At 63.9% G+C, this 26484-nt stretch carries 24 protein-coding genes; 16 read left to right on the top strand and 8 right to left on the bottom strand.

What is annotated here, in order from left to right:
- Positions 1-55: 55 nt before the first annotated feature.
- The 10 genes from ACVW1B_RS38650 (at position 56) to ACVW1B_RS38605 (ending at position 11775) form a co-directional block, all read left to right on the top strand.
- Positions 56-853 (top strand): ABC transporter ATP-binding protein, encoded by a 798-nt coding sequence (locus ACVW1B_RS38650; protein WP_016847575.1) that lies wholly within the window; start codon positions 56-58, stop codon positions 851-853.
- Positions 850-1563 carry an ABC transporter ATP-binding protein gene (locus tag ACVW1B_RS38645; RefSeq protein WP_038384532.1) on the top strand — a complete coding sequence of 238 codons (714 nt, stop codon included), beginning with the start codon at positions 850-852 and terminating at the stop codon, positions 1561-1563. The genes ACVW1B_RS38650 and ACVW1B_RS38645 overlap by 4 nt, the downstream gene beginning before the upstream one ends.
- Positions 1564-1576: 13 nt before the next feature.
- Entirely contained in the window at positions 1577-2455 is an 879-nt protein-coding gene (locus ACVW1B_RS38640; RefSeq protein WP_028339071.1) for a branched-chain amino acid ABC transporter permease, read from the top strand.
- Between the two features lie 2 nt (positions 2456-2457).
- Positions 2458-3480: a branched-chain amino acid ABC transporter permease gene (locus ACVW1B_RS38635; protein ID WP_092085378.1), complete on the top strand. Its 1023-nt coding sequence runs from the start codon at positions 2458-2460 to the stop codon at positions 3478-3480.
- Positions 3481-3509: 29 nt separating this feature from the next.
- Complete coding sequence (locus ACVW1B_RS38630) at positions 3510-4739, top strand: ABC transporter substrate-binding protein (RefSeq protein WP_456822855.1); 1230 nt, start codon at positions 3510-3512, stop codon at positions 4737-4739.
- A 118-nt stretch (positions 4740-4857) separates the two neighbouring features.
- Entirely contained in the window at positions 4858-6084 is a 1227-nt protein-coding gene (locus ACVW1B_RS38625; RefSeq protein WP_456822854.1) for an ABC transporter substrate-binding protein, read from the top strand.
- Positions 6085-6362: 278 nt separating this feature from the next.
- Positions 6363-7589, top strand: a complete 1227-nt coding sequence (locus ACVW1B_RS38620) for an ABC transporter substrate-binding protein (RefSeq protein ID WP_076832477.1) — start codon at positions 6363-6365, stop codon at positions 7587-7589.
- A gap of 155 nt (positions 7590-7744) precedes the next feature.
- Positions 7745-8971, top strand: a complete 1227-nt coding sequence (locus tag ACVW1B_RS38615; protein ID WP_057016010.1) for an ABC transporter substrate-binding protein — start codon at positions 7745-7747, stop codon at positions 8969-8971.
- Between the two features lie 265 nt (positions 8972-9236).
- The gene (locus tag ACVW1B_RS38610; protein ID WP_456793538.1) at positions 9237-10469 is read left to right on the top strand and encodes an ABC transporter substrate-binding protein; all 1233 of its coding nucleotides are present in this window, start codon (positions 9237-9239) and stop codon (positions 10467-10469) included.
- Between the two features lie 22 nt (positions 10470-10491).
- Positions 10492-11775, top strand: a complete 1284-nt coding sequence (locus ACVW1B_RS38605; protein ID WP_253604882.1) for a glycerate kinase type-2 family protein — start codon at positions 10492-10494, stop codon at positions 11773-11775.
- On the opposite strand, the gene ACVW1B_RS38600 is transcribed toward ACVW1B_RS38605, so the two are convergent.
- Entirely contained in the window at positions 11772-13001 is a 1230-nt protein-coding gene (locus tag ACVW1B_RS38600; RefSeq protein WP_456823087.1) for a GNAT family N-acetyltransferase, read from the bottom strand. The two genes, ACVW1B_RS38605 and ACVW1B_RS38600, sit on opposite strands and share 4 nt — an antisense overlap.
- Positions 13002-13213: 212 nt before the next feature.
- Between ACVW1B_RS38600 and ACVW1B_RS38595 the strand changes: the two genes are divergently transcribed.
- Positions 13214-13939 carry a phosphorylase family protein gene (locus ACVW1B_RS38595; protein WP_253604884.1) on the top strand — a complete coding sequence of 242 codons (726 nt, stop codon included), beginning with the start codon at positions 13214-13216 and terminating at the stop codon, positions 13937-13939.
- A 154-nt stretch (positions 13940-14093) separates the two neighbouring features.
- On the opposite strand, the gene ACVW1B_RS38590 is transcribed toward ACVW1B_RS38595, so the two are convergent.
- Positions 14094-15263, bottom strand: a complete 1170-nt coding sequence (locus ACVW1B_RS38590) for a saccharopine dehydrogenase family protein (RefSeq protein ID WP_253604885.1) — start codon at positions 15261-15263, stop codon at positions 14094-14096.
- Between the two features lie 314 nt (positions 15264-15577).
- Here ACVW1B_RS38590 and ACVW1B_RS38585 point away from each other — a divergent pair, with 314 nt between their 5' ends.
- Positions 15578-16063, top strand: coding sequence for an adenosine-specific kinase (locus ACVW1B_RS38585; protein ID WP_456822853.1), 486 nt, complete (start codon positions 15578-15580; stop codon positions 16061-16063).
- Between the two features lie 90 nt (positions 16064-16153).
- Here the strand turns inward: ACVW1B_RS38585 and ACVW1B_RS38580 are convergent, their stop codons facing one another.
- On the bottom strand, positions 16154-16672 hold the full coding sequence (locus ACVW1B_RS38580) for a MarR family winged helix-turn-helix transcriptional regulator (RefSeq protein WP_028336531.1): 519 nt from the start codon (positions 16670-16672) through the stop codon (positions 16154-16156).
- 179 nt (positions 16673-16851) lie between these two features.
- Here ACVW1B_RS38580 and ACVW1B_RS38575 point away from each other — a divergent pair, with 179 nt between their 5' ends.
- The 4 genes from ACVW1B_RS38575 (at position 16852) to ACVW1B_RS38560 (ending at position 21028) form a co-directional block, all read left to right on the top strand.
- Positions 16852-17892: a branched-chain amino acid ABC transporter permease gene (locus ACVW1B_RS38575; RefSeq protein WP_456822852.1), complete on the top strand. Its 1041-nt coding sequence runs from the start codon at positions 16852-16854 to the stop codon at positions 17890-17892.
- A 5-nt stretch (positions 17893-17897) separates the two neighbouring features.
- The gene (locus ACVW1B_RS38570; RefSeq protein WP_456822851.1) at positions 17898-19667 is read left to right on the top strand and encodes a branched-chain amino acid ABC transporter ATP-binding protein/permease; all 1770 of its coding nucleotides are present in this window, start codon (positions 17898-17900) and stop codon (positions 19665-19667) included.
- Complete coding sequence (locus ACVW1B_RS38565; RefSeq protein ID WP_456822850.1) at positions 19664-20395, top strand: ABC transporter ATP-binding protein; 732 nt, start codon at positions 19664-19666, stop codon at positions 20393-20395. Before ACVW1B_RS38570 ends, ACVW1B_RS38565 begins: the two co-directional genes overlap by 4 nt.
- A 183-nt stretch (positions 20396-20578) precedes the next feature.
- Positions 20579-21028: an endonuclease domain-containing protein gene (locus tag ACVW1B_RS38560; protein ID WP_456822849.1), complete on the top strand. Its 450-nt coding sequence runs from the start codon at positions 20579-20581 to the stop codon at positions 21026-21028.
- A gap of 125 nt (positions 21029-21153) precedes the next feature.
- Here ACVW1B_RS38560 and ACVW1B_RS38555 read toward each other — a convergent pair whose 3' ends face one another.
- From ACVW1B_RS38555 to ACVW1B_RS38535, 5 genes are all read right to left on the bottom strand, one after another.
- Positions 21154-22302 carry an ABC transporter substrate-binding protein gene (locus tag ACVW1B_RS38555; RefSeq protein ID WP_456822848.1) on the bottom strand — a complete coding sequence of 383 codons (1149 nt, stop codon included), beginning with the start codon at positions 22300-22302 and terminating at the stop codon, positions 21154-21156.
- 146 nt (positions 22303-22448) lie between these two features.
- A complete protein-coding gene (locus ACVW1B_RS38550; protein ID WP_092085351.1) occupies positions 22449-22868 on the bottom strand; it encodes an acyl-CoA thioesterase in 420 nt (139 codons plus the stop codon).
- A 62-nt stretch (positions 22869-22930) separates the two neighbouring features.
- Entirely contained in the window at positions 22931-23692 is a 762-nt protein-coding gene (locus ACVW1B_RS38545) for an SDR family NAD(P)-dependent oxidoreductase (protein WP_456822847.1), read from the bottom strand.
- Positions 23693-23712: 20 nt separating this feature from the next.
- Positions 23713-25584, bottom strand: a complete 1872-nt coding sequence (locus tag ACVW1B_RS38540) for a feruloyl-CoA synthase (protein ID WP_456822846.1) — start codon at positions 25582-25584, stop codon at positions 23713-23715.
- On the bottom strand, positions 25581-26375 hold the full coding sequence (locus ACVW1B_RS38535; RefSeq protein WP_168857598.1) for a crotonase/enoyl-CoA hydratase family protein: 795 nt from the start codon (positions 26373-26375) through the stop codon (positions 25581-25583). The genes ACVW1B_RS38540 and ACVW1B_RS38535 overlap by 4 nt, the downstream gene beginning before the upstream one ends.
- Positions 26376-26484 lie beyond the last annotated feature (109 nt).

The following is a 26484-nucleotide window of genomic DNA, read 5'->3' as shown; positions in this document are numbered from 1 at the left end:
AGCGAAACGCATCGCAGGGCCGCTCGCACCGCTCGAAGACGGCGGGCGAGACGAGATGACGCAGGCACAGCTCGCGCAGGGGAATGATCCCCTGCTCGCGGTTCGCGACGTCAGCGTCGTGTTCGGCGGCATCATCGCACTGAACGGCGTGTCGTTCGACATGCGCCATGGACAGATCCTCGGGTTGATCGGGCCGAACGGCGCCGGCAAGACGACGCTGTTCAATTGCCTGTCGCGGCTCTATCAGCCGTCGTCCGGCGACATCCTGATGGAAGGCAAGAGCATCCTGTCGCGCCCGCCGCACCGGATCGCCGAGATCGGCATCGGCCGCACCTTCCAGAACGTCGCGCTGTTCCCCAACCTGTCCGTGATCGACAATGTGCGCGTCGGCGCGCATGCGCGCACCTCGAGCGACATCGTCAGCGACTCGCTGCGCCTCGCCTGGGTCCGCCGCGGCGAGACCGACATGAACAAGAAGGTGCACGACATCCTCGGCTATCTCGATCTCGAGGACGTCGCCCACACCGTGGTCTCGGGACTTCCGTTCGGCACCCAGAAGCGCGTCGAACTGGCGCGCGCCCTGGCCGCGGATCCGAAGATCCTGCTGCTCGACGAGCCGGCCGGCGGCCTCAATCACGAAGAAGTCTATGTGCTCGGCGACCTGATCCGCAAAATCCGCGACGACCGCAAGATCACCGTGCTGCTGGTCGAGCATCACATGGGTCTCGTGATGTCGATCGCCGACCACGTCGTCGCGCTCAATTTCGGCCGCAAGCTTGCCGAAGGCACGCCGGCCCAGGTCCAGGCCGACCCTGATGTCATCAAGGCCTATCTGGGGAGCAAGGACCAATGACCACGATGCTCAACGTCAAGGACCTGCGCGCCTATTACGGCCAGGTCCAGGCCCTGCACGGCCTCTCCTTTTCGCTCAACGAGGGCTCGCTGACCACGCTGCTCGGCGCCAACGGCGCCGGCAAGACCACCACACTGCGGGCGATCTGCAACATGGTGCGCTCCACCGGCGCGATCGAGTTCGAGGGCAAGCCGATCGGCACGCGCTCGACCGAAAACGTGGTCCGCCTCGGCATCGCCCATGTGCCGCAGGGCCGCGGCACCTTCACCAACATGACGGTGGAGGAAAACCTGCAGCTCGGCGCCATCAGCCGCCCGGACAAGAAGGCGATCGGCGCCGACATCGAACGGATGTACGAGCATTTCCCGGTGCTGAAGCAGCGCTACACCCAGCAGGCCGGCACGCTGTCCGGCGGCGAGCAGCAGATGCTCGCGGTGGCCCGCGCGCTGATGCTGCGGCCGCGCCTGATGCTGCTCGACGAGCCGTCGTTCGGCCTCGCGCCGCTGATCGTGCGCGACCTGTTCCGCATCCTCGGCAAGATCAATCGCGAGGAAAAGGTGACCATCCTGGTGGTCGAGCAGAATGCGCAGCTCGCGCTTGAGCTCGCCGACCAGGCCTACGTGATCGAAACCGGACGGATCGTGATGTCGGGCAATGCCAAGGACATCGCGAACAACGAAGACGTCCGCAAATCCTATCTCGGCTACTGAGGGAGCTGGCACAATGGAGCTTTTTGCCAACCAGGTCCTGGCCGGCATCGCCACCGGCGCGATCTATGCCTGCATGGCGCTCGCGGTGGTCATGATCTACCAGGCCATCGACCATCTGAATTTCGCCCAGGGCGAAATGGCGATGTTCTCGACCTTCGTGTCCTGGCAGCTGATGCAATGGGGCGTGCCATATTGGGGCGCCTTCGTGCTCACCGTCGCCTTTTCGTTCGCCGCCGGCATCGTCATCGAGCGGTTGCTGTTCAAGCCGCTGGCGAAGGCGCCGATCCTGACCAACGTCGCCGGCTTCATCGCGCTCTACGCGATCATCAACTCGGTCGCCGGCCTGATCTGGGACTTCACCATCAAGCAGTATCCGACGCCGTTCGGTTCCTCACCGTTCCTCGGCAGCCAGCTGATCTCGACCCATCAGGCCGGCATGATCGGCATCACACTGTTGATGCTGCTCCTGCTGTTCTTCTTCTTCCGCTTCACCCGGGTCGGTCTTGCGATGCGCGCCGCCGCATCGCTGCCGGAATCGGCCCGGCTGGTCGGCATCAACACCTCGTGGATGATCGCGCTGGGCTGGGGCATGGCCGCCTCGATCGGCTCGATCGCCGGCATGATGATCGCACCTGTGGTGTTCCTCGAGCCTAACATGATGCTCGGCGTGCTGATCTATGGATTTGCCGCAGCCGTGCTCGGCGGCCTGTCGAGCCCGTTCGGCGCCGTCATGGGTGGCTTCCTGGTCGGCGTCTTCGAGAACCTCGTCGGCACCTACATCCCCGGCGTCGGCAATGAACTGAAACTTCCGATCGCGCTTGCGCTGATCATCGTCGTCCTGGTCGTGAAACCGGCAGGCCTGTTCGGCCGCGCCATCGTGAAGCGAGTTTGATCATGAGCGCCGCTGAAGAAGTCGAAGTCGTCACCGAAGGCCAGGCCGTCGAGGCAGTTCCCAAGCGCGCCATGACGCTGGGCTACGGCACCTCGCTCGTCGTGCTCGCCGCGCTGATCCTGATCCCGCTGTTCGTCAAGAACTTCATCATCTTCCAGATGACGATGCTTCTGATCTACGGCCTTGCGGTGCTGGCGCTCAACATCCTGACCGGCGGCTCCGGCCAGTTCTCGCTCGGCCAGAGCGCGTTCTACGCCGTCGGCGCCTACACCTCGGCGATCCTGATGGAGCATGCGGGCATGAACTATGCCCTCACGCTGCCGATCGCCGGCATCGTCTGCTTCGGCTTCGGCTTCCTGTTCGGCCAGCCGGCGCTGCGGCTTTCCGGCGTCTATCTGGCGCTCGCGACCTTTGCGCTCGCCACCGCGATGCCTCAGCTTCTGAAGCTGGGCTATTTCGAGCACTGGACCGGCGGCGTGCAGGGTCTCGTGGTCACCAAGCCGGATGCGCCGTTCGGCCTGCCGATGGGGCAGGACATGTGGCTGTATTACTTCACGCTGGTGGTCACGATCGCGATCTATATCGCTTCGGTGAACCTGCTGCGCTCGCGCTCCGGCCGCGCCTTCATGGCGATCCGCGACAACGAGATCGCGGCTTCCGCGATGGGCGTCGACGTCGCGCTGTACAAGACGCTGGCGTTCGGCGTCTCGGCCGGCATCACCGGCGTTGCCGGCGGCCTCGGCGCCATCGCGGTGCAGTTCGTGGCGCCCGACGGCTACACCATCCAGCTCGCGATCTCGCTGTTCCTCGGCATGGTGGTCGGCGGCGTCGGCTGGCTGCCCGGCTCGATCGTAGGCTCCGCCTTCATCATCTTCGTGCCCAACATCGCCGAGGGTATTTCGAAGGGCCTTTCGGGCGCGGTGTTCGGCGTGCTGCTGTTCCTCGTCATCTTCCTCGTGCCGCACGGCGCCAGGCAGGTCGCGATCGTTGCCCAGCAACTGGCCGCAAAGTTCAAGAAAAACTGACAGCCTATAGAAGCAAACCAGGAGATATTATGCTTTCTACCGTTCGGATCGCCGCGATTTCCGCGGCGATCGTCGCTGTTGCCGCGACGTCCACTGCCGCATTCGCCCAAAAGAAATACGACACCGGCGCAAGCGATACCGAGATCAAGGTCGGCAACATCATCCCCTATTCGGGACCAGCCTCCGCCTACGGCGTGATCGGCAAGACCGAAGAAGCCTACTTCAAGATGATCAACGATCGCGGCGGCATCAACGGCCGCAAGGTCAATTTCGTCAGCTATGACGACGCCTATTCGCCGCCGAAAGCCGTCGAACAGGTGCGCAAGCTGATCGAGAGCGACGAGGTACTGCTCGTCTTCAACCCGCTCGGCACCCCGTCCAACACCGCGATCCAGAAATACCTGAATTCCAAGAAGATCCCGCAGCTGTTCGTCGCGACGGGCGCCACCAAGTGGAACGACCCGAAGAACTTCCCGTGGACCATGGGCTGGCAGCCGAGCTACCAGAGCGAAGCGCAGATCTACGCCAAGTGGCTGATGAAGGAGAAGCCCGACGCCAAGATCGCGATCCTCTATCAGAACGACGATTTCGGCAAAGACTACCTCAAGGGCACCAAGGACGGCTTTGGCGCCAAGGCGGCCTCCAGCATCATCATGGAGGAGAGCTACGAGATTTCGGAGCCGTCGATCGACGGTCACATCGTCAAGATCAAGGCCGCCAATCCCGACGTGCTGCTGATCTACACCACGCCGAAGTTCGGCGCGCAGACCATCAAGAAGACCGCCGAGCTCGGCTGGAAGCCGCTGCAGATCATCACCAACGTGTCGGCCTCGGTCGGCAGCGTGATGCAGCCGGCCGGCTTCGACAACGCGCAGGGCGTGTTGTCGGCGGCCTACGCCAAGGACGGCGCCGACGCACAGTGGAACAACGACCCCGGCATGAAGAAGTGGGCCGAGTTTCTCGACAAGTACATGCCGGGCGCCGACAAGACCGACGGCGGCTATGTGTACGGCTATGGCGCCGCACAGACGCTCGCCAAGGTGCTCGAAATGTGCGGCGACGATCTCACCCGCGCCAACGTCATGAAGCAGGCGGCGAGCCTCAAGGACTTTACGCCCGACACCCTGCTGCCCGGCGTCAAGATCAATACCTCGGCCACCGACTTCGCCCCGATCGCCCAGCTGCAGATGCAGCGCTTCAAGGGTCAGAAGTGGGAACTGTTCGGTGAGATCATTTCCGGCGACGTCCCCTCCGAGTGACGTTGCACTGCGGGAATAAAACAACAGCCTCCGCGATATCCGTCGCGGGGGCTTTTTGTTGACGGCCCGCGCCGATGGTATTGAATACTCCAAACAAAGAACCCGAGGTGGGGAAACCATGACTGCCGCACGTCCGTCCCTGACGGCGCTGTTGTCCGCATTCGCTCTGATCCTGACGAGCTGCAATGTCGCGCTGGCGCAGAAGAAATACGACACCGGGGCCAGCGACACCGAGATCAAGATCGGCAACACCATGCCCTATAGCGGCCCCGCCTCGGCCTATGGGGTGATCGGCAAGACCGAGGCCGCCTACTTCAGGATGATCAACGATGCCGGCGGCATCCACGGCCGCAAGATCAAATTCATCTCCTACGATGATGGCTACTCGCCGCCCAAGACGGTGGAGCAGGCGCGCAAGCTGGTCGAGAACGACGAAGTGCTGCTGCTGTTCGGCTCGGTCGGGACCGCGACCAATGCGGCGATCCGGAAATACATGAACGAGAAGCAGGTGCCGCAGCTGTTCATCGCCTCAGGCGCCTCGAAGTGGAACGACCCGAAAGATTATCCGTGGACCATGGGCTGGCAGCCGTCCTACCAGGACGAGGCGCGGGTCTACGCAAAATACATCATGAAGCACAAGCCCGACGCCAAGGTCGCCGTGCTCTACCAGAACGACGATTTCGGCAAGGACTACCTCAAGGGCTTGAAGGACGCCTTCGGCGACAAGGCATCGATGATCGTCGCCGAGGAGGCCTACGAGACATCCGAGCCCACGGTCGACAGCCACATCATCAAGCTGAAGGCCGCCGGTGCCGACACATTCGTCAGCATCACGACGCCGAAATTCGCGGCACAGGCGATCAAGAAGGCGGCCGAGATCGCGTGGACGCCGTTGCAGATCGTCGCCAACGTCTCGGCCTCGGTCGGCGGCGTGATGCAGCCGGCGGGCTTCGAGAATTCGCAGGGTATCCTATCGGCATCCTATCTCAAGGACGGCGCCGATCCGCAGTGGGACAAGGATCCCGGCATGGAGAAATTCCTCGCCTTCCTCAAGAAGAATTATCCCGACGCCAACAAGCTCGACGGCGCCACCTCGTTCGGCTACGCCGCCGCACAGACCATGGTGAAGGTGCTGGAGATGTGCGGTGACGACCTCACCCGCGCCAATGTCATGAAGCAGGCCGCAAGCCTGAAGGATTTCGTCCCCGGCACGCTGCTGCCGGGCATCAGCATCAACACCTCGGCCACCGATTTCGCACCGATCAAGCAACTGCGCCTGATGCGGTTCAAGGGCGAAAAGTGGGAGCTGTTCGGGGACATCATTTCGAGCAATCTGAGCAACTGATCGACACGTCGGTCTGTTCGATCCGCGCTCAACTCAACGGCGTCGCTTTACTCGTCCGCAATCTCCGCAGTTGGCGCTACGCACACGCGAACGCGTTGGCGGATTTTTGAGCAGCGGCCCGCCATGAGGGTGGTCGACTAAAGACGCAGCCCCTGCGGCAATGCCGCAGGGGCTTTTCATTGAGACACCCCAGGTAAGATGATAGTTTTTACGACCAATAATGAGCCCTCGAAACAGGGGGCCGCGGCACATCATCGGCAATCAGGGAGAGAAACGGCATGTCTGCAATACGACAATTGACGGCATTTGCTGCTGCGCTTGCGCTCGTCGCCGCATCCGGCAGCGCTGCGCTTGCCCAGAAGAAATACGACACCGGCGCCTCCGACACCGAGATCAAGATCGGCAACATCATGCCCTATAGCGGAGCGGCCTCAGCCTATGGCGTGATCGGCAAGACCGAGGAGGCCTATTTCCGCAAGATCAACGCCGAGGGCGGCATCAACGGCCGCAAGATCACCTTCATCAGCTACGACGACGCTTACACTCCGCCGAAGACGGTCGAGCAGGCGCGCAAGCTGGTCGAGAGCGACGAGGTACTGCTGATCTTCAATTCGCTCGGCACGCCGCCGAATTCGGCAATCCAGAAATACATGAACCAGAAGAAGGTGCCGCAGCTGTTCGTCGCCACCGGCGCCACCAAGTGGAACGACCCGCAGAATTTCCCCTGGACGATGGGCTGGCAGCCCAACTACCAGAGCGAGTCCATCATCTATGCGAAGTACATCCTGAAGAACAAGCCGGATGCCAAAATCGCGGTGCTCTACCAGAACGACGACTACGGCAAGGACTATCTGAAGGGATTCAAGGACGGGCTCGGCGCCAAGGCCGCGTCGATGATCGTCGCCGAGGACAGCTATGAGGTGACGGAGCCGACCATCGACTCCCACATCGTCAGGCTCAAGGCCTCCGGCGCCGACGTATTCTTCAACATCACGACGCCGAAGTTCGCCGCGCAGGCGATCAAGAAGAATGCCGAGCTCGGCTGGAAGCCGCTACACTTCCTCAACAACGTCTCCGGATCGATCGGCAGCGTGATCAAGCCCGCGGGCTTCGAGAACGCCCAGGACATCGTCTCGTCGCAATATTTCAAGGATCCGACCGACGCGCAGTGGAAGACCGACAAGGCGATGATCGCCTGGAACGAATTCCTCGATAAGTACTATCCGGAAGCGAACCGGGCCGATGCCTCGGTGATGTACGCCTATATCGTCTCGCAGGGCCTGGTCCACGTGCTCAAGGCCTGCGGCGACAATCTGACCCGCGAGAACATCATGAAGCAGGCAGCCAGCATTCGCGATTACGAGCCCGGCGGCCTGCTGCCCGGCGTCAAGGTCAACACCTCGGCGACCGATTTCGCGCCGCTTTCGCAACTGCAATTGATCCGCTTCAAGGGCGAGACCTGGGAGCGCTTTGGCGAAGTCTTGAGCGCCGACGTCGGCGGTTAGGCCGGGAAGGTCGACCAAAGATACCGCCCCTGCGGCGTTTGCCGCAGGGGCTTCTCATTGAGACGAACCGCCTAAAATGATAATCACTGCAGCCAAACAAAGAGCTCTCCAAGCAAGAGGGCCGAGACACATGACAAACAGGGAGAGAGACATAGATGTCCGCTACCAAAAAACTTGCGGTCCTCGGGGCCGCGCTCGCGCTCGTCGCGACATCCGGCAGCGCTGCGCTTGCCCAGAAGAAATACGACACCGGCGCCAGCGATACCGAGATCAAGATCGGCAACATCATGCCCTACAGCGGCCCGGCGTCCGCCTATGGCGTCATCGGCCGCACCGAGGCCGCCTATTTCAAGAAGGTCAACGACGCCGGCGGCATCAATGGCCGCAAGATCAACTTCATCTCCTACGATGACGCCTACTCGCCGCCGAAGGCCGTGGAACAGGCCCGCAAGCTGGTCGAGAGCGACGAGGTGCTGCTGATCTTCAACTCGCTCGGCACGCCGTCGAACTCGGCGATCCAGAAATACATGAACTCCAAGAAGGTGCCGCAGCTGTTCGTCGCCACCGGCGCCACCAAGTGGAACGACCCGAAGGACTTTCCCTGGACGATGGGCTGGCAGCCCAACTACCAGAGCGAGACCCAGATCTACGCAAAATACATCCTGAAGAACATGCCGAACGCCAAGATCGCGGTGCTCTACCAGAATGACGATTACGGCAAGGACTATCTGAAGGGCCTGAAGGACGGGCTTGGCCAGAAGGCCGCCAGCATGATCGTCGCGGAAGAAAGCTTCGAGACGTCCCAGCCGACCATCGACAGCAACATTGTCAAGCTGAAGGCGAGCAACGCCGACGTCTTCATCGACATCGCGACGCCGAAATTCGCGGCCCAGGCGATCAAGAAGGTCGCCGAGATCGGCTGGAAGCCGACCCACTTCCTCAACAACGTGTCGGCCTCGGTCGGCAGCGTGATCAAACCGGCCGGCTTCGAGAACGCACAGGATATCATCTCCGCCGCCTACCTGAAGGACGCTTCCGACAAGCAATGGGACAATGACCCGGGCATGAAGGAGTTCTACGCCTTCATGGCCAAGGACTTCCCCGAAGGCGACAAGCTCGACGGCGGCACCGTGGTCGGCTTCGGCGTGGCGCAGACGCTGGTCCAGGTGCTGAAGCAGTGCGGCGACAACCTCACCCGCGAGAACATCATGAAGCAGGCCGCAAGCCTGAAGGACTTCCGCACCGAGGTGCTGCTGCCTGGCGTCAAGATCAACACCGCGGCGAACGATTTCGCGCCGATCAGCCAGCTGCAGCTGATGAAGTTCAAGGGCGAGAAATGGGAACTGTTCGGCGAGGTCATCAGCGCCGACGTCGGCGGCTGATTTCCCGCCGCCTCCCGACCGGGAATGGCCCCCTGCGATACCGTCGCAGGGGGCTTTTTGTTGGCGCATTTCCGGGCGAAGCGGGTACCGATTCGCGCGAAGAAAACGCGTCGGAAACCGGAATTTAAAGCCATGGCCTGCTCGCACGCCGGCCCGGGCAATGCCCGCTTACACTTTGCCCGGCAATACGCTAGGTAAACCGGCAAGACACCCGACAAGAAACCGACGCCCTTGCGCGGCGGCAACAACAAGGAGATTTCGGGAAATGCCGATGCCGATCCGACACCGTGTCGCAACCGCCCTGCTCGGCCTCGCCGTCGCCGCCGCGACCGGCAATGCTGCATGGGCGCAGAAGAAATACGACACCGGTGCGAGCGACACCGAGATCAAGATCGGCAACATCGTGCCCTATAGCGGCCCGGCGTCGGCCTATGGCGTGGTCGGCAAGGCGATGGCCGCGGTGTTCAAGAAGGTCAACGACGACGGCGGCATCAACGGACGCAAGATCACTTTCGTCTCCTATGACGACGCCTACTCGCCGCCGAAGGCCGTCGAGCAGGCCCGCAAGCTGGTCGAGAGCGACGAGGTGTTGTTCCTGTTCGGCACGCTCGGCACCGCCTCCAACACCGCGATCCAGAAATATCTCAACGCCAAGAAGGTGCCGCAGCTGTTCGTCGCCACCGGCGCGACCAAGTGGAACGATCCGAAGGCCTTCCCATGGACCATGGGCTGGCTGCCCAGCTATCAGAGCGAGTCGCGAATCTACGCGAAATATCTGCTTAAGGAGAAGCCCGCCACCAAGGTCGCGGTGCTCTACCAGAACGACGACATGGGCAAGGACTACCTCAAGGGCCTGGAAGACGGCTTCGCCAGCGATCCCGCGCGCGTCGTCGCCAAGGAGAGCTATGAAGTCGCCGAGCCGACGATCGATTCCCATGTGGTGCGGCTGAAATCCTCCAATCCCGACGTCATCGTCTTCTTCACCACGCCGAAATTCGGCGCCCAGGCGATCAAGAAGCTCGGCGAGATGAGCTGGAAGCCGGTGACCATCGTCTCCAACGTCTCGGCCTCCACCGCGACCGTGATGCGTCCGGCCGGCCTCGACAATGCGCAGGGCGTGATCTCGGCCGCCTACGCCAAGGACGCCAGCGATCCGCAATGGAAGGACGACGCCGGCATGAAGGCGTTCGACGAACTGCTCGCCAAATACATGCCTGACACCAACCGCGTCGATGCCTCCGCGATGACCGGCTACAACATGGCGACCACGATGGTCGAGGTGCTGCGCCGCTGCGGTGACGACCTCACCCGCGCCAATGTGATGAAGCAGGCGGCGAGCCTGAAGCAATTCGCGCAGGGCGGCCTGCTGCCCGGCGTGACGCTGTCGACCGGGCCTGCCGACTTCCAGCCGATCGAACAGCTCCAGCTGATGCAGTTCAAGGGCGAGCGCTGGCAATTGTTCGGCGACGTCATCAGCGGCGAAGTCGGCGGAAACTGACCGCGTTACATAAGGCACAACCATGACCGACCGTCGTTCTTTCCTGCGTTCGATCTTCGATGCCGCTGTGGCGGCTGCGCATCCCGATGTCGTGCTGGCGTCGCGGCTGCGGCCGGTGCCGAAGGGACGGGTGATCTGTCTCTGCGCAGGCAAGGGCGCCGCGGCGATGGCCGCGGCGGCCGAGCGGCATTATCTCGACGCGCTCGAGCTCGATCCGTCGCGGCTGGTCGGCATCGCCACCACCCGCCACGGCCATGGCGTGCCGACCCGCCGCATCAAGGTGGTCGAGGCCGGCCACCCGGTGCCCGACGAGGCCGGGCTCAAGGCGGCGGACGACACGCTGCAGCTCGCCGCGACCGCGACCCCGGACGATCTCCTGCTGGTGCTTTTGACCGGCGGCGGTTCGGCGAACTGGATCGCGCCGGTCGACGGCGTGAGCTTTACCCAGAAGCAGCAGGTCAACCGCGCACTGCTGCGCTCCGGCGCGCCGATCGGCGAGATGAACACCGTGCGCAAGCATCTCTCGCGCATCAAGGGCGGACGGCTGGCGCGCGCCGGCCAGCACGCGGCCGAGATCGTCACGCTGGCGATATCGGACGTGCCGCATGACGATCCCTCCGCGATCGCCTCCGGGCCGACGGTGCCGGATCCGACCACGCTGGCGGACGCCCGCGCACTGGTCGCCAAATACAATCTCTCGATCGACGACGCGGTCCGCCGCGCGCTCGACGATCCCGCGAACGAAAGCTGCAAGCCCGGCGATGCCGCCTTCGCGCGGGCGACATTCGAACTGCTGGCAAAGCCGAAGGCCTCGATCGACGCCGCGGTGAAGGTCGCGCGGGACGCCGGCTACGAGACCATCGCGCTCGGCGCCGATCTCGAAGGCGAGGCCCGCGAGATCGCGGCCGAGCATGCGCGGCTGGCGCTGAAGGCGCGCAGCGAAGGCAAGCGCGTTGCGATCATCTCCGGCGGCGAGCTGACGGTGACGGTGCGCGGCAATGGCCGCGGCGGCCCCAACCAGGAATACGCGCTGGCGCTGGCCGGCCTACTGAAGGATACACCCGACGTCTCGGCACTGGCCGCCGATACCGACGGCGCCGACGGTGGCGCTGGCAGCGCGACCGACCCGGCCGGCGCCGTGATCGACCAGGCGACATTCGCGAAGATGAAATCGATCGGCCTCGATCCGAAGGCCTATCTCGAGAACAACGATGCGACGGGGTTCTTCGCCCAGACCGGGGATTTGCTCCTGACCGGCCCGACGCTGACCAACGTCAATGACGTGCGGGTGATTTTGGTGGATTAGGCCGTATCCTCGACGGACCCAAGGCCAGTCTCGGGCTGCGCCCAAAGCTCCTGATAGTTACGAAACTTCGCAAGCGTCTCGTCATATCGCGTCGGCTCGAGCACCGGCAAAATGCGCTTCAACACTGAGTTGATCGGCGCGGAGGTGTGCCGAACGTATAAGTCGATCGGATCAAGCAAGTGCCTCAGGTGCAGCTTTGGATCATAGTTCAGCCCGCTGCTGCGAAACCATTTGTACCCGTTGGCGATTGCCCAGCTCACCATGTCGCGAAACACATAATGATAGAGGTGCAGGTCTAAGGCGACATCGTAGTCGAGACCTATGTACTCCGCATAGATCGCGTCACCATGTACCATGCATGCGGCAAACGCGACGATCCGCTCGTTCTGACGCCAGAGGAAGAAGCGGACCTTGTCCCCCATCCGCCGCCCCAAGTCGCAGAAGTATTGTTCCGTCAGCTTCTCGAAGTGCAGTTTCGAACGCTGATAGACTTGGAAATACAATGGATAGATCTGCGCGATCACCGGCGTCGCGTCGTTGACGACGTTCATCTCGACGGATGGAGAGGCCCGCGCTGTCGCCTCAAACTTCTTGCGGAGTTTCTTGCGGGTTGCGCTGTTGAGCGCATGATTCATATAGTCATCGAAATTGGCGTAATCGATGCAAAGCCTGGTCATGGGCAGGCTGGGGATGCGGGTGAAGCCGTGAGCGATCAAACAGTCGAGGATAGGTCGGTATCGCGCCGGAAACTCCTTGAGCACGATCAGCCGCGCCCCGAGCCTGCGAGCATGTATTGCAATCGTAGAGGCCAGCAGTTCCGCGCAGCCTCGATGGCAGGCCTCGTCCCCGTCAAGATGACCTTCCCCTGCGACGCACCCGACCATGAGCGCACGGGCGCGCATCAAACCTGGCCACATCCGGCGAATGGCGTCGATGAGTACGCCAAACCGCGGGCTCGCACCGGCCAGCAAATCCAGGTCCATTAGGAAGAATGGCTGTACAGCACAAACCTGATCAACCGCATCTTTGATGAGGAAATACCGGTAATCGAACTCGGGATGAAGGGTATCCTCGACCAACTCATAGTATCGATGATCCTTGCGCTCGCTCGCGAAGGCGAACTGCCAGCGCGGACAACGCTCCAAATCGTTCCGCACGATGACTTGGAGACGCGGCGGACATTGCATCGGCACGCGTCTCGTGAGGTCGCCGATTTGGCTCGTCAAGTGCGCTGTTGCAGCTTCCGGCACGATCTCACGCTCGCCACGGATCCCGGCCCTAGGCAGCATTTATCACGGCGCCAAAACAAAGCAGCTAACATATCCGTCAGAAACTAACTCGTTAGTCATTTGCGATTTGGCGTTGGAGCAGAACACTCCTGATACGACCCGCACGCGCGGACACCCGCCGTCCAGCGCGGCATCCGGGGAGCGGACTCATGGCAGCGGTGATTGGAGTCACGGGACTTGCGTTTGAGGCGCGGATCGCTGCAGACCTGCATACGCAGGCGATCTGCAGTGGCGATGGCAGCACGCTCGCGGAGTCTCTCGCGTCGGCAATTGCTGAGGATTGCTACGGTCTTATCAGCTTTGGCGTCGCGGGCGGCCTTTCGCCCGACCTCCCGGCAGGCGCATGCGTCGTAGCATCGACGATCGTTTCGGAAACGATTCAGCTCTTCACTGATCGGGACTGGTCGCAAGCCTTGCTTCGACTCATCCCCGGTTCGATTTATGGCCCTATTGCTGGTGTGACCACGGTCGCCATGCATCCAGAAGCGAAGCGCTCGCTACATATGAGTACAGGCGCGCTGGCGGTCGATAACGAATCCCATGTGGCGGCGAGTGTCGCTGCAGCGCGCGGCCTCCCTATGACTGCCGTCCGCGTGATCATGGATCCGGCCGGTCGGCAGCTTCCTGCCGCCGCCCTGTCCGCAGTGCGTGCAAACGGGACGATCGATCTCGCCGCGCTGGTCCGTGCGACAATGAAACAGCCGAGCGAGTTACCGATGCTGCTTCGGACCAGTCTCGACGCACTGTCCGGATTTGCGGCACTGCTTCGCTGCCGTCAATTGCTTGGTCCTGGATTAGGGTTGCCTTCCTTGCAAGCAGAAGAGTCGGAGCCAAGTTCAAGTATCGTAGCGGAAGATCGTATGATCGCCCTCTAGAGCGTTTTCGAGCGAAGTGGGCACCGGTTCGCGTGAAGAAAACGCGTCAAAACAAGAATCTAGAGCTTCGGTTCTGATTCAATCAGAACCGAAAATGCTCTAGTCGCTTTTTTAGCCGAACGGGCTGCTATACCTGCCGACTGCGTTCGTGACCTCAACGCGCACTGAAAGTGAGGCCGGCGCGCTCCTTTAGACGCTTGCGCAAGGCCGGCCCCATCAGCGCGCCCGGCGTCCAGATGCCGCCCTCACCCTGCACGTCACGCACGACGCAGAGAGCGCTTTCGGTGATCATCTTGCTTGTCGAGCCATAGCCCGGATCGCGGTCGCCTGTGACAACGGCTTCGACCCGTCCGCCATCCGGCACCTCGCCCAGAAAGAAGATGTCGTAGAAGCCCCTCTCGCGCGCTTCCCGGGTCGGGCCTGCGCCGCGTTTGAGACCGCCGGTCCCGAACAAGGACACCACCGTGGCGAACGTCTCCGTCGTCACGCTCGCGATGTCCCCAAGTCCCGGCGCCACCATCATCTCGTCATAAACGAAGTCCCTGCCGTAGGGATGGCCCAACAGGAAGTTCGTGCGGTGCACGTTCTTGGTGTTGATCGGCGCCATCGGGAACGGCACGAGCCACGCGTGCATGCTTGTGTCATATTCGGGGACGAGGCCCGACGGCTGAGACGGCCCAGTGAAGCCCGGCGTCAACGCGAAGGGATCGGTCAGCAGCCGGATCAGGGCCGGGTCGCGCGCCGCGGCGGCCAGCGTCGCCTGAGCGCTCGCCGCGGTGCCGCCAGACATGCCACCCCTCACCTTGCGCAGACGGGCCTTCACCCGCCGCGCCGGGCGTCCGAATTTCTCGCGCGCCTTCTCCTGCAACGTGAGCACACCGAGATCGAACGGGATGGAATCGAAGCCACAGGAGAAGACGATGCGCGCGCCGGTCCGTTTTGCCTCTTCGTGATGGGCGTCGATCATAGCCCGCATCCAGCCCGGTTCGCCGCAAAGATCAACATAGGCCGTGCCGGTGGCCGCGCATGCCGCCACTAGCTCGGGACCGTGAAGCTGATAGGGCCCGACCGTGGTGACGACCACGGTCGCGCGCTCGCACATCGAACGCAGGCTGGCCGGCTCGGCGGCATCCGCCTTCACTAACGGCAAATCGTCCGGTGCGCCGATGTCGGCACGCACTTTCTGGAGTTTGTCGGTCGAGCGTCCCGCAATTGCCCAGGACGGAGCATCGTCGCCGCGATAGGATGTCGCCAGATATTCGGCGATGAGACCCCCGGTGTAACCCGTCGCGCCATAGACGATGAGGTCGAAGTCCCGCTTCACGGCGTTGATCCTCCTCGAGCCCCCGGAAGCGCTCCCTTCAGATCCGTTAGCAACGCTCGGTACGCTTCGCGGCCATTTGCGAGGGGCCGGGCAACATACGGGCCATCGCGCTTGACGGAGGATACCACAATTGCCGCCCTTCGGCGCGCAACCTCCCGGCGATTTCCGGTCCCCCCTTGAGAGCCCTCGTGAGTACGGACGCTGGTCGGCGTGAGCCGAAGCAACAGCCGGCACATTTGAGCGCCTGTGGCCGCTTGCAAACGCCCTCCGACGGCCTACCATGGATTGGGGAGTTCGCGTGCAGGAGCGAAGCCATGGAACTCACCGTGGTGCCTATCGTCAAGCCGGATGAGACCAACTTCATCTTCGGCCAGTCGCATTTCATCAAGACCGTGGAAGACCTTCACGAAGCGCTGGTGGGCACGGTTCCGCGCATCCGCTTCGGGTTGGCTTTCTGCGAGGCCTCCGGCAAGCGGTTGGTGCGCTGCTCCGGTAACGACGACGCCTCGCTCGCCCTGGCACGCGACAACGCATTGGCGATCGGCGCCGGTCACACCTTCCTGATTTTCCTCGGCGACGGGTTCTTTCCCGTCAACGTGCTGCCGGCGGTGCGCTCAGTGCCGGAGGTCTGCCGCATCTATTGCTCGACGGCCAATCCAACACAGGTGATCGTCGCGCGGACGGAGCTCGGGCGCGGCGTGCTCGGCGTGGTGGATGGCGCCTCGCCGCTGGGTGTCGAAACCGACGCCGACATTGCGTGGCGGAAGGATCTGCTGCGGAACATCGGCTACAAGCTTTAGACCGCGATGGTTCGCCGCCTGGCGGCGCCCGCATGCCGGATATGTGTCAACCCAACGCGTCATTGCGAGCGGACGGGCCGTCACGCCCCCTCAAAACTCCTGCGCGAGCTTCGCCAGCATCTCCAGCAGCGCGGCGTGGTTGGCCGGACCGAGCACCTCGATCAGCCGCGCCTCGTGCTTGTTGGCGACCAGCTTCTTGGCGCGCGCCAGCACGGCGCGGCCCTTGTCGGTCAGGACGAGGATGTGGGAACGGCGGTCGTTGGTGGAGCGCATCCGCGCGCAAAGGTCGCGGCTCTCCAGCGCGTCGAGCATCGCGACGAAATTCGGCCTGAGGATGCCGAGCGTGTTGGCGATCTCTGTCTGGTTGCGGCCCGGATTCTTGTCGAGCAGAAGCAGCACCGAGAACTGCGCCGGCGTCAGCTGCAGCGGCGCGACGCAGCGCAGGAAGTCCTCGAATACCCTGAGCTGCGCGCGCTTCAACGAATAGCCGAGCAATCCGGACAGTTCGCCCAGTTGCAGCATGCTGTCGTCCCCGGCAGAATCGGCCGGTTCCCTGCGCAGGGCCCGCGACGAACGAAGGGCATCGGTGGCGGTCTTGGAAACAGTCATCGCTCCAGGCTCGCAATCCCGCTACAAGAATCCCGCACGACACTCGGGGACCTTGAGATTATATCTAATAATTGTTATGGACTATATCAAATGTCGGCAGCTTTCAACAGCCGATATCGGCCGACCTGACCGGCACGACCGGTTGAGGCGGTCCGACGCTTGAGGGGGAGCGCTCGGCCTTGAACACAACGATCATGCTGTTCCTGCTGCAGGACGGCATCACCAATGGCGCGATCTACGCACTGCTGGGGCTGGCCCTGGTGCTGGTGTTCGCGGTCACGCGGGTGATCCTGATCCCGCAGGGCGAATTCGTCACCTACGGCGCGCTGAGCTACGCCATGCTGGCGACCGGCCAGGTGCCCGGCACCGCACGGCTTGCGATCGCGATGGGCCTCGTCGCCTTCGCCCTCGACCTGTTCTTCGCCCGCAACGCGCTGCATGCGCGGCTGGTGATCCGCTCGGTCGCGCTCAACATCGCCTTTCCCGTCGCGCTGCTCGGTCTGATTTACGCGCTGGTCGGTCCCGGCACGCCGATCGCCGTCAACATCGCGCTCGCGCTCCTGATCGTGGCGGCGATCGGGCTGTTCCTCTACCGCATCGCGTTCCAGCCGATCGCGCACACCTCCGTGCTGGTGCTGCTGATCGCCTCGGTCGGCTGCCATCTGGCGCTACAGGGCCTCGGCCTGGTGTTCTTCGGCGCCGAAGGCCTGCGCGCGCCTGCGCTGTCGAATGCCGCAGTAACCGCCGGCCCGCTCCGCTTCACCGGGCAGAGCCTTGCGGTCTACGGCCTGACGATCGGCTTCATCGTCGCCCTGTGGCTGTTCTTCGGCTACACCAAGACCGGCAAGGCGCTGCGCGCCACCGCGGTCAACCGCCTCGGCGCCCGCCTGGTCGGCATCCGCACCACGCTGTCCGGCCAGATCGCGTTCCTGCTCGCCTCCGTCATCGGCGCGATCTCCGGCATCCTGATCGTGCCGATCACGACGCTCTATTACGACACCGGTTTCCTGATCGGCCTGAAGGGCTTCATCGCCGCCATCATCGGCGGCCTGGTCAGCTATCCCCTGACCGCGGTCGCCGCCATCGTGGTCGGCATCGTCGAGGCCTTCTCGTCGTTCTACGCCAGCAATTTCAAGGAAGTCATCGTGTTCACGCTGATCCTCCCCGTGCTCGTGTTACGCTCGCTCGCGGCGCCCGAGGTCGAAGAAGAGAAGGATTGAGCGCGATGACGCAGCGCCTTCCCCTCATCATCTTCGCGCTCGTGATGGCGGTGATTCCGCTTGTCCCGGGTATCCCGCCGTTCTGGATCGTGCTGCTCGACAATATCGGCCTCGCCGCGCTGGTCGCGATGGGCCTCGTGCTGCTCACCGGCGTCGGCGGCCTGACCTCGTTCGGCCAGGCCGCGTTCTGCGGGTTCGGCGCCTACACCACGGCGGTGCTGACCACCGCCTACGGCGTCTCGCCCTGGCTGACGCTGCCGGCTTCGCTGTTGGTCAGCGGCATCGCCGCCGTGCTGCTCGGCATCGTCACGGTGCGGCTATCCGGCCATTATCTGCCGCTCGGCACCATCGCCTGGGGCATCGGGCTGTTCTATCTGTTCAGCAAGCTCGAATTCCTCGGCCGCAACGACGGCATCTCGGGCATTCCGCCGCTGTCGATCGGCTCGTTCAAGATGCTGAGCCCGGATGCGATCTACTACGCGATCTGGGTCGCGGTGCTGCTGTCCGCGCTGCTCACCATGAACCTCTTGGACTCCCGCACCGGGCGCGCGATCCGCGCCTTGCGGCGCGGCCATGTTGCGGCGGAAGCGTTCGGCGTGCAGACGCCCCGCGCCAAGCTGTTGGTGTTCATCTATGCCGCGGTGCTGGCCGGCCTGTCCGGTTGGCTGTATGCGCATTTCCAGCGCGCCGCCAACCCAACGCCGTTCGGCGCGCAGGCCGGCATCGAGTATCTGTTCATCGCCGTGGTCGGCGGCGCGGGCTACGTCTGGGGCGGCGTGCTCGGCGCCGGCATCGTCGTGATCCTCAAGGAGGTGCTGCAGAGCTACCTGCCCTACATCTTCGGCGGCCAGAGCCAGCTCGAGACCATCGTGTTCGGCATCATGCTGGTGCTGCTGCTGCAGCTCGCGCCCCAGGGCGTCTGGCCCTGGCTGATGTCGCGGCTGCCGTTCAAGCCCGCCCGCAAGACCCTGGACACGTCCGTGAAGCTGGAGCACCGCGAACGGGCGCCAGGAACGTCTCCGATCCTTCTGCACATCGACAAGGCGCGCAAGCAGTTCGGCGGCGTGCTCGCGGTCAACGACGTCTCGTTCGACGTCAACGCCCGCGAGATCGTCGCGCTGATCGGCCCGAACGGCGCCGGCAAGAGCACGACCTTCAATTTGATCACCGGCGTCCTGACCGCGACCAGCGGCAAGATTTCAGTGCTCGGCAACGAGGTCGCGAACGCTCCGCCGCAGGAGGTCGTCAAGCTCGGCGTTTCCAGGACTTTTCAACACGTCAAGCTGGTGCCCGACATGACCGTGCTGGAGAATGTCGCGATCGGCGCGCATCTGCGCGGCAATTCCGGCGCGATCTCCAGCATGCTGCGGCTCGACCGCGCTGATGAGGCGAGGCTGCTGGCGGAAGCCGCGCGGCAGATCGCGCGCGTCGGCCTGTCGGACCAGATCGACCAGCTCGCGGGCTCGCTGTCGCTCGGACAGCAGCGCATTGTCGAGATCGCCCGCGCGCTGTGCGTCGATCCGATGCTGCTGCTGCTCGATGAGCCGGCCGCCGGCCTGCGCCACATGGAGAAGCAGCGGCTGGCCGCGCTGCTCCGGCAATTGCGCGACGGCGGCATGTCGGTGCTGCTGGTCGAGCACGACATGGGGTTCGTGATGGATCTCGCCGACCGCATCGTGGTGCTGGATTTCGGCACCAAGATCGCCGAGGGCACGCCGGCCGCGATCAAGCGCAATCCCGACGTGATCAAGGCCTATCTCGGAGCCGCCGCATGAGTGCGCTGCTATCGGTGACCGACGTCCACATCTCCTACGGCAAGGTCGAGGCGGTGCGCGGCGTTTCGCTCGACGTCGCCCAGAACGAGATCGTCACCATCATCGGTGCCAACGGCGCCGGCAAGACCACCTTGCTCAACGCCATCATGGGCGTGCTGCCGCTGAAGGGGCGCACCAGCTTCGCCGGCGTCGACATGGCGCCGCTCGATATCGAGGACCGCGTCGCCACCGGCCTCAGCCTGGTGCCCGAGCATCGCGAATTGTTCGGCACCATGAATGTCGAGGACAATCTCGAGCTCGGCGCCTTCCGGATTGCGAAGGCCGTCGCGGTGGCGTCGCTGGAGCGGGTCTACACGCTGTTTCCGCGGCTCAAGGAGCGGCGCAAGCAGCTTGCCGGAACGCTGTCCGGCGGCGAGCAGCAGATGCTGGCGATGGGCCGCGCGCTGATGGGCGCGCCGAAGCTCCTGATGTTGGACGAGCCGAGCCTCGGCCTCGCTCCGATCATCGTCGCCGACATCTTCCGCATCGTCGGCGAGCTCCGCTCAGCCGGCGTCTCGGTGCTGCTTGTCGAGCAGAACGCCCAGGCCGCATTGCAGATCGCCGACCGCGCCTATGTCATGGAGCTCGGCGAGTTCGTGTTGTCAGGCTCCGCGACGGAAATCGCCGCCAACAAGGGCGTCGCCGCGAGCTATCTCGGCTTCCAGCACGAAGGCGAAAGCGCGATTTAGAACGCGCAACTCCGTCGCGGAGAGACCGTCACCCCACCTCGCCGCGCATTACATGCGCGGCGATCCTCCCCCTCCAGGGGAGGATGAAGGCAGGTGCGCCTTCCGGGAAATGATTTCTGACCGCGCTTGCATTCGCGCAAGGATTGCGCTCCACTTCACCCTCCCCTGGAGGGGGAGGGTCGATTGCGCGCGCGATGCGCAGCATCGCGGGTGCGATCGGGGTGGGGTGAAGCCACACAAATGGTCTCAACATCAATCCGCAGAGCCGCCGCGAAGAAGCTGCGCGCCAACACGACGCCGCATGAACGAATCCTGTGGCGCGCGCTGAGAGAGCTGCCAACGGACGGAACGCATTTTCGAAGGCAGGCACCGATTGGCCCTTACGTCGTCGATTTCTTCTGCCCGGCCAAGCGACTCATCGTCGAGCTGGACGGACACCACAACGACGATGAAGTGGCGAAGCGCGATCGTGCGCGACAAGAGTGGCTGGAGCGGGAAGGATATCGCGTCGTCAGGTTCTGGAATTCGGAGGTCAGTGAGGATTTGAATGCCGTGCTCGAACGGATCTATGTCGAGCTCTATGGCGCTCGCGAAGCGGAAGCTGTGCCGCTGAAGCACTACCGGCGGCGATAGACTGTCACCCCACCCCGCTTCGCATCGCTGCTCGCGATGCGAAGCGACCCTCCCCCTCCAGGGGAGGGTAAGAAAAAGCCGGCCCCATCGGGACCGGCTTCTTCGTTTCAGAGATCGCGACCGGCTTACATCGCCGGGACGTATTTGCCGTCCTTGACCGTCAGCAGGATGCGCGAACGGTCGTCGAGGCCGTAGCGATCCTTTTCGGTCCAGTTGTAGACGCCCTGGGTCGCGACGATCTCCTTTTCGGAGATGAAGGCCTTGCGAATCGCCTCGCGGAATTCCGGCGTGCCGGGCTTGGCGGTCTTCAGCGCCACCGGGATGATGCGCTTCATCACCTCGAAGGCATCGTACGAGTGGCCGGCGAACTGGCTGCGGCTGTTGGCGCCGTACTTGGCTTCATAGGCCGTGTTCAGCGCGAGGCCGGGCTTCTTGGTCAGCGCGCTGTCGGGCTGGGTTTCCGGCGACATGATCGGGCCGGCCGACATGATGACGCCTTCCGCGGCCGCACCGGCGATGCGGATGAAGTCCATGCTGGCGGCGCCGTGGGTCTGGTAGATCAGACCCTTGTAGCCGCGCTCGCGCAGCGCGGTCTGCGGCAGCGCCGCGGCGGTGCCGGAAGCACCGACGAGGATGGCATCGGGATTGGCGGCGACGAGCTTCAGCACCTGGCCGGCGACCGAGGTATCCGGACGCGCGAAGCGCTCCTCGTCGGTCATGGTCAGGCCCATCGGCACGGCCTGCGCCTTGAAGTCGTTGACCCAGAGGTCGCCGTAGGAATCCGAATAGCCGATATAGCCGACGGTCTTGATGTTGTGCGCCTTCATGTGCTCGTAAAGCACCTTGCCCATGATCGGAATCGACTGCGGCAGGTCGACCGACCACTTCATGCGCGCCTCGTTGATCGGGAACGGCGCGAGGCCGAAATGCGGGATGCCGGCCTCGTTGGCGACCGTCGACACCGCGATCGACGGCGGCGTGGTGCAGGAGCCCATGATGATGTCGGCCTTGGACTCGGTGACGAAGCGCCGCGCGTTGGTGGTCGCGGCCGTCGGATCGCCGCCGTCGTCGAGCACGATCAGCTTCAGCGGCACCCCGCCGATCTCCTTCGGCACGAAATCGAGCGCGTTGCGCTCGGGAATGCCGAGCGCCGCGGCCGGCCCCGTGGTCGAGATCGAGATGCCGATGGTGATTTCATTGGTCTGCGCCAGTGCGGGCGCGCCCGGCAGCACGATGGCTGCTGCGAGCGCCGCGGCGAGAGTGGCCTTCCTCATTCATTCCTCCCTGCAGTTAAGTTTTTTGGGTTTAAACCGGTTTTGCGGGCCAATTCAGCCCCTTCTTTAGAGCATGATCCGGAAAAGTGGAAACCGGTTTTCCGAGAGGATCATGCTCCGAAAGTCGAGTCATGAGGGGGTGCGAGTCAGCCCTTCATGAAGCGGTCAATGATCTCCTGCGGAAACGGCGCCGATTTCAGCTTGGCGGGATCGTCCGGGTGGCGGCCGACCAGCACCCTGGTCTCGAACGCCTCGATCGCCAACGCCTCGCCCTTGAACACGCGGTGCACCACCTCGAAGCTCGAGCGCTTGATGCTCTCGACCCGGCTCTCGATGGTAATCCAGTCGCCATGGGTCGACGGGATGTGAAATTTCGCCCGCGTGTCGACCATGGGAATGCCGACCAGGCCGTATTTGTGGACGAGGTCCTGCTTCGAATAGCCGGCGGCTTCGAACATGATCGAGGTCGAGTCGTCGAACATCGCGAAGTAGCGCGGGTAGTAGACGATGTTGGCGGGGTCGCAATCGCCCCACTGGATCTGCACGTCGCGCCGATTGACGAACATGGTTTATCCTCGATCGAGCATGAGCGATCCGGAAGGGCGTTCGTGCTCTTCCGGATCATGCTTCAGCGCGGCGCCATCCGGAGCGCGGCATCGAGCCGCACCACTTCGCCGTTCAGATAGGGGTTGTCGATCATGTGCAGCGCCAGCGAGGCGAACTCGTCGGCCTGGCCGAGCCGGCGCGGGAACGGGATCGCGGCGGCGAGCGAATCCTGCGCTTCCTGCGGCAGGCCGGCCAGCAAGGGCGTCATGAACAGGCCGGGCGCGATAGTCAGAACGCGGATGCCGAATTGCGCGAGCTCGCGCGCGATCGGCAGCGTCATCGCGACGATGCCGCCCTTCGATGCCGAATAGGCCGCCTGCCCGATCTGACCGTCATAGGCCGCGACCGACGCCGTCGAGATCACGACGCCGCGCTCGCCGGTTGCGAGCGGCTCAAGCTTGGCCATGTCAGCGGTCGCAAGCCGCAACATGTTGAAGGAGCCGATCAGATTGACCTTGATCACCTTGTCGAAGTCGGCCAGCGCCATTGGCCCCTCGCGGCCGATCACGCGTTTTGCCACACCGATGCCGGCGCAGTTCACCAGCACGCGCGCCGGGCCGTGCGCCTTGGCGGCGGCGGCCACCGCGGCCTCGGCGGCCGCCGCGTCGGCGACGTCGCAGACGACGGGAATGCCGCCGATCTCGGCCGCGACGCTCTCGGCGAGCTTGGCGTTGAGGTCGCAGACCGCGACCTTGGCGCCCTGCGCGGCGAGACCGCGCGCGGTCGCAGCGCCCAATCCCGATGCGCCGCCGGTGACGATGGCGGCCTGGCCCTTCAACTGCATGGCTTTCTCCTGTTCGAGAACTAGACTGACGTGATCACCGATGCCGGCGGCACCGGCGCATAGAGCGCTTCGATGATGTCCGTGCGATGCTCCAGCACCGCGCGCTGGTTGATCGAGCCCTTGTCGGTGACCTCGCCGCGATCGATCGACAGCGGCGTGTCGAGCAGGATCGCGCGCGCGATCCGGTTCGACGAGCCGGTGGCGCCGGCCAGGACGCGCGCGAAGCGCTCGCGGAAGGCCGTCCGCACCAGCGGATCATTGGCCGCGACGGCGATGTCGCCAGAGGCGAGCTGCGGATTGATCAGGCGGCAGCCGTCGAGATCGAGGATCACGATCGCGGCGAGCTCGTCTCGGTTGAGCCCCGCGATCACGACGTCGCGCACCAGCGGCGCGCAGGTGCCGACGAAGCGCGCCCGCAACGGTCCGACGCTGACCCAGGTGCCGCTCGCCAGCTTGAAATCCTCGGCGATGCGGCCGTCGAAATCGAAACCGGCATCGAGATCACCAGCGTCGGCAGGCTTCAGCGCGTCGCCGAACTTGTAAAAGCCCTCCTCGTCGAACGCCTTGGCGGTCAGCTCGGGCTGCCGCCAGTAGCCCGGCGTCACGTTCGGGCCCTTGGCGCGGACCTCGAGCTTGCCGTTGTTCGGAACGAGCTTCGCATCATTGCCCGACACCGGAAGCCCGACATGGCCGGAGCGGCTGGTATCCGGGCGCACCGACATGAAGAACGGCGAGGTCTCGGTGGCGCCGAGGCCGGTCAGGACAGGCACACGATAGCCCTTCTCCTGCACGGCGAGCGCATCGAGGCTGTTCCAGACGAACGGCGACAGCGCGGCGCCCGAGAAGAACATCGCATGCAGCCGGTCGAAGAATCTTGCCCGCAGACCGGCGTCGTCGCGCAGATAGGGCAGCAGCGATTCATAGCCCTTGGGCACGTTGAAATAGACCGTCGGCGAGATCTCGCGCAGGTTACGCACCGTCTCCTCGATGCCGCCGGGCATCGGCTTGCCCTCATCGAGATACATCGAGCCGCCGTTATAGAGCGTCAGCCCGACATTGTGATTGCCGCCGAAGGTGTGATTCCACGGCAGCCAGTCAACGATAACCGGCGGCTCGTCCTTGAGGAATGCGAGCGTCTCGCGCAGCATCACCTGGTTGGCGCAGATCATGCGCTGGGTGTTGATGACGGCCTTGGGATTGCCGGTCGACCCCGACGTCAGCAGAAATTTCGCGATCGTGTCCGGACCGATTGCCGCATGGGTCGCATCGAGGCGCGGGTCTTCCGGCGTCGCCAAGAGGCCGGCAAGGCGCGTCACCTCACGGCCGGGCACGGTGCCGCGGCTCGCGGCGATCTCGACATCGGATCCGACATTGGCACGCAGTGCGTCGGCAAACTTGTCGGCGTCGTCGACGAAGATGAGGCCCGGCGTCAGAAGCTTGATGACGAAGCTGAGCTTGCCATAGCCGCGCGACACCAGCGAATAGGCCGGCGACACCGGGCAGAACGGAATGCCGGCATAGAGCGCGCCGAGCCCCATTAGGGCATGGTCGATCGAATTGCCCGACAGGATCGCGATCGGCCGCTCGGCCGACAATCCGCGCGCGATCAACGCGGAGGCGATGCGCCTGATAGCCTCGAGCAATTGCACGTAGGTGATTTGCCGCCAGCCGCCACCGGCGGCGCGCTCGGCCATGAACACGCGGTTCGGCTCGGCCTTCGCCCAGTGGTGCAGGCGATCCGTGAGGCGGACCGGAAAATCGGCGAGGCTGAGCTTCGGTCGGAGGTAGATCGTGCCGTCGTCGCGGCGCTCGACAGTGACGTCGGGATTGCCGAACGAGATCGGGCGCAGCGGATGCGCGCTCGCAGTGGTCGCAGACGGCGCGGCGCTCATGTCGGCTTCACCTTGGCGGTCTTGCGATCAAGAAACGCGCGGATGCGCTTCTTGGCTTCCTTGTCGCTCTGCGCCACCGTCGCCATCAGCGATTCCATCAACAGGCCGGTCTGCGGATTGGCCTCGGCGATCATCGGCAGCGCCTGCAACACGGCGAAGTTGGTCAGCGGCGCATTGGCGGCGACGCGCTCGGCAAGCTCCAGCGCTTTCGGCAGCGCGCCGTCGGCCTCGGTGAGGTATTGCGAGAAGCCGTAGGCGGCGCCCTCCGTCGCCGAATAGACCCGCCCGGTCAGCATCATGTCCGCCATCCTGGGCACGCCGATCAGGCGCGGCAACCGCACCGATCCGCCGCCGCCGACGAAGATGCCGCGCTGGCCCTCGGGCAGCGCGAAATAGGCCGACGGCTCGGCGACCCGGATATGCGCGGCGCAAGCCAACTCCAGTCCGCCGCCGATCACCGCGCCCTTCAGTGCGGCGATGACAGGCACGCGGCAATACTGGATGCGGTCGAACACGCGGTGCCACATCTGGGAATGCACCAGGCCCTCGGTGGCGTCGCGCTCGGTCAGTTCGGAGAGGTCGAGGCCGGACGAGAAGTGATCGCCGATGCCATGGATGACGACGGCGCCGACCGCATCCGGTATCGCGGAGAAGCAATCCCGCAGCGCCAGGATGATGCCGTCGTTCAGCGCATTGCGCTTGGCGGGACGGTTCAGCCCGACCGTCAGCACCGCCCCTCGCGTCTCGATCCTGAGCAGCGAAGCGTCTCCCTCGCCGGCAGCGTTTCCCATGGCGTTATTGTTTCCCGTTCAGAATAGTTATGTTTTATAACGATTAGCGGGAGAGTCAATATGGGCGCGCACGGCTGGTGGCCATCGACCCTTCGAGACGGCCGCTGCG

This window comes from Bradyrhizobium sp. USDA 4502, from assembly GCF_054063355.1.
Note: the sequence above shows the minus strand (reverse complement) of the source record. Positions and strands in the feature narration are given on the sequence as shown.

Coding starts and splice junctions, on each gene's coding strand:
- ACVW1B_RS38650 (WP_016847575.1), top strand. CDS start 56: ATGACGCAGGCACAGCTCGCGCAGGGGAATGATCCCCTGCTCGCGGTT.
- ACVW1B_RS38645 (WP_038384532.1), top strand. CDS start 850: ATGACCACGATGCTCAACGTCAAGGACCTGCGCGCCTATTACGGCCAG.
- ACVW1B_RS38640 (WP_028339071.1), top strand. CDS start 1,577: ATGGAGCTTTTTGCCAACCAGGTCCTGGCCGGCATCGCCACCGGCGCG.
- ACVW1B_RS38635 (WP_092085378.1), top strand. CDS start 2,458: ATGAGCGCCGCTGAAGAAGTCGAAGTCGTCACCGAAGGCCAGGCCGTC.
- ACVW1B_RS38630 (WP_456822855.1), top strand. CDS start 3,510: ATGCTTTCTACCGTTCGGATCGCCGCGATTTCCGCGGCGATCGTCGCT.
- ACVW1B_RS38625 (WP_456822854.1), top strand. CDS start 4,858: ATGACTGCCGCACGTCCGTCCCTGACGGCGCTGTTGTCCGCATTCGCT.
- ACVW1B_RS38620 (WP_076832477.1), top strand. CDS start 6,363: ATGTCTGCAATACGACAATTGACGGCATTTGCTGCTGCGCTTGCGCTC.
- ACVW1B_RS38615 (WP_057016010.1), top strand. CDS start 7,745: ATGTCCGCTACCAAAAAACTTGCGGTCCTCGGGGCCGCGCTCGCGCTC.
- ACVW1B_RS38610 (WP_456793538.1), top strand. CDS start 9,237: ATGCCGATGCCGATCCGACACCGTGTCGCAACCGCCCTGCTCGGCCTC.
- ACVW1B_RS38605 (WP_253604882.1), top strand. CDS start 10,492: ATGACCGACCGTCGTTCTTTCCTGCGTTCGATCTTCGATGCCGCTGTG.
- ACVW1B_RS38595 (WP_253604884.1), top strand. CDS start 13,214: ATGGCAGCGGTGATTGGAGTCACGGGACTTGCGTTTGAGGCGCGGATC.
- ACVW1B_RS38585 (WP_456822853.1), top strand. CDS start 15,578: ATGGAACTCACCGTGGTGCCTATCGTCAAGCCGGATGAGACCAACTTC.
- ACVW1B_RS38580 (WP_028336531.1), bottom strand. CDS start 16,672: ATGACTGTTTCCAAGACCGCCACCGATGCCCTTCGTTCGTCGCGGGCC.
- ACVW1B_RS38570 (WP_456822851.1), top strand. CDS start 17,898: ATGACGCAGCGCCTTCCCCTCATCATCTTCGCGCTCGTGATGGCGGTG.
- ACVW1B_RS38565 (WP_456822850.1), top strand. CDS start 19,664: ATGAGTGCGCTGCTATCGGTGACCGACGTCCACATCTCCTACGGCAAG.
- ACVW1B_RS38555 (WP_456822848.1), bottom strand. CDS start 22,302: ATGAGGAAGGCCACTCTCGCCGCGGCGCTCGCAGCAGCCATCGTGCTG.
- ACVW1B_RS38550 (WP_092085351.1), bottom strand. CDS start 22,868: ATGTTCGTCAATCGGCGCGACGTGCAGATCCAGTGGGGCGATTGCGAC.
- ACVW1B_RS38545 (WP_456822847.1), bottom strand. CDS start 23,692: ATGCAGTTGAAGGGCCAGGCCGCCATCGTCACCGGCGGCGCATCGGGA.
- ACVW1B_RS38540 (WP_456822846.1), bottom strand. CDS start 25,584: ATGAGCGCCGCGCCGTCTGCGACCACTGCGAGCGCGCATCCGCTGCGC.
- ACVW1B_RS38535 (WP_168857598.1), bottom strand. CDS start 26,375: ATGGGAAACGCTGCCGGCGAGGGAGACGCTTCGCTGCTCAGGATCGAG.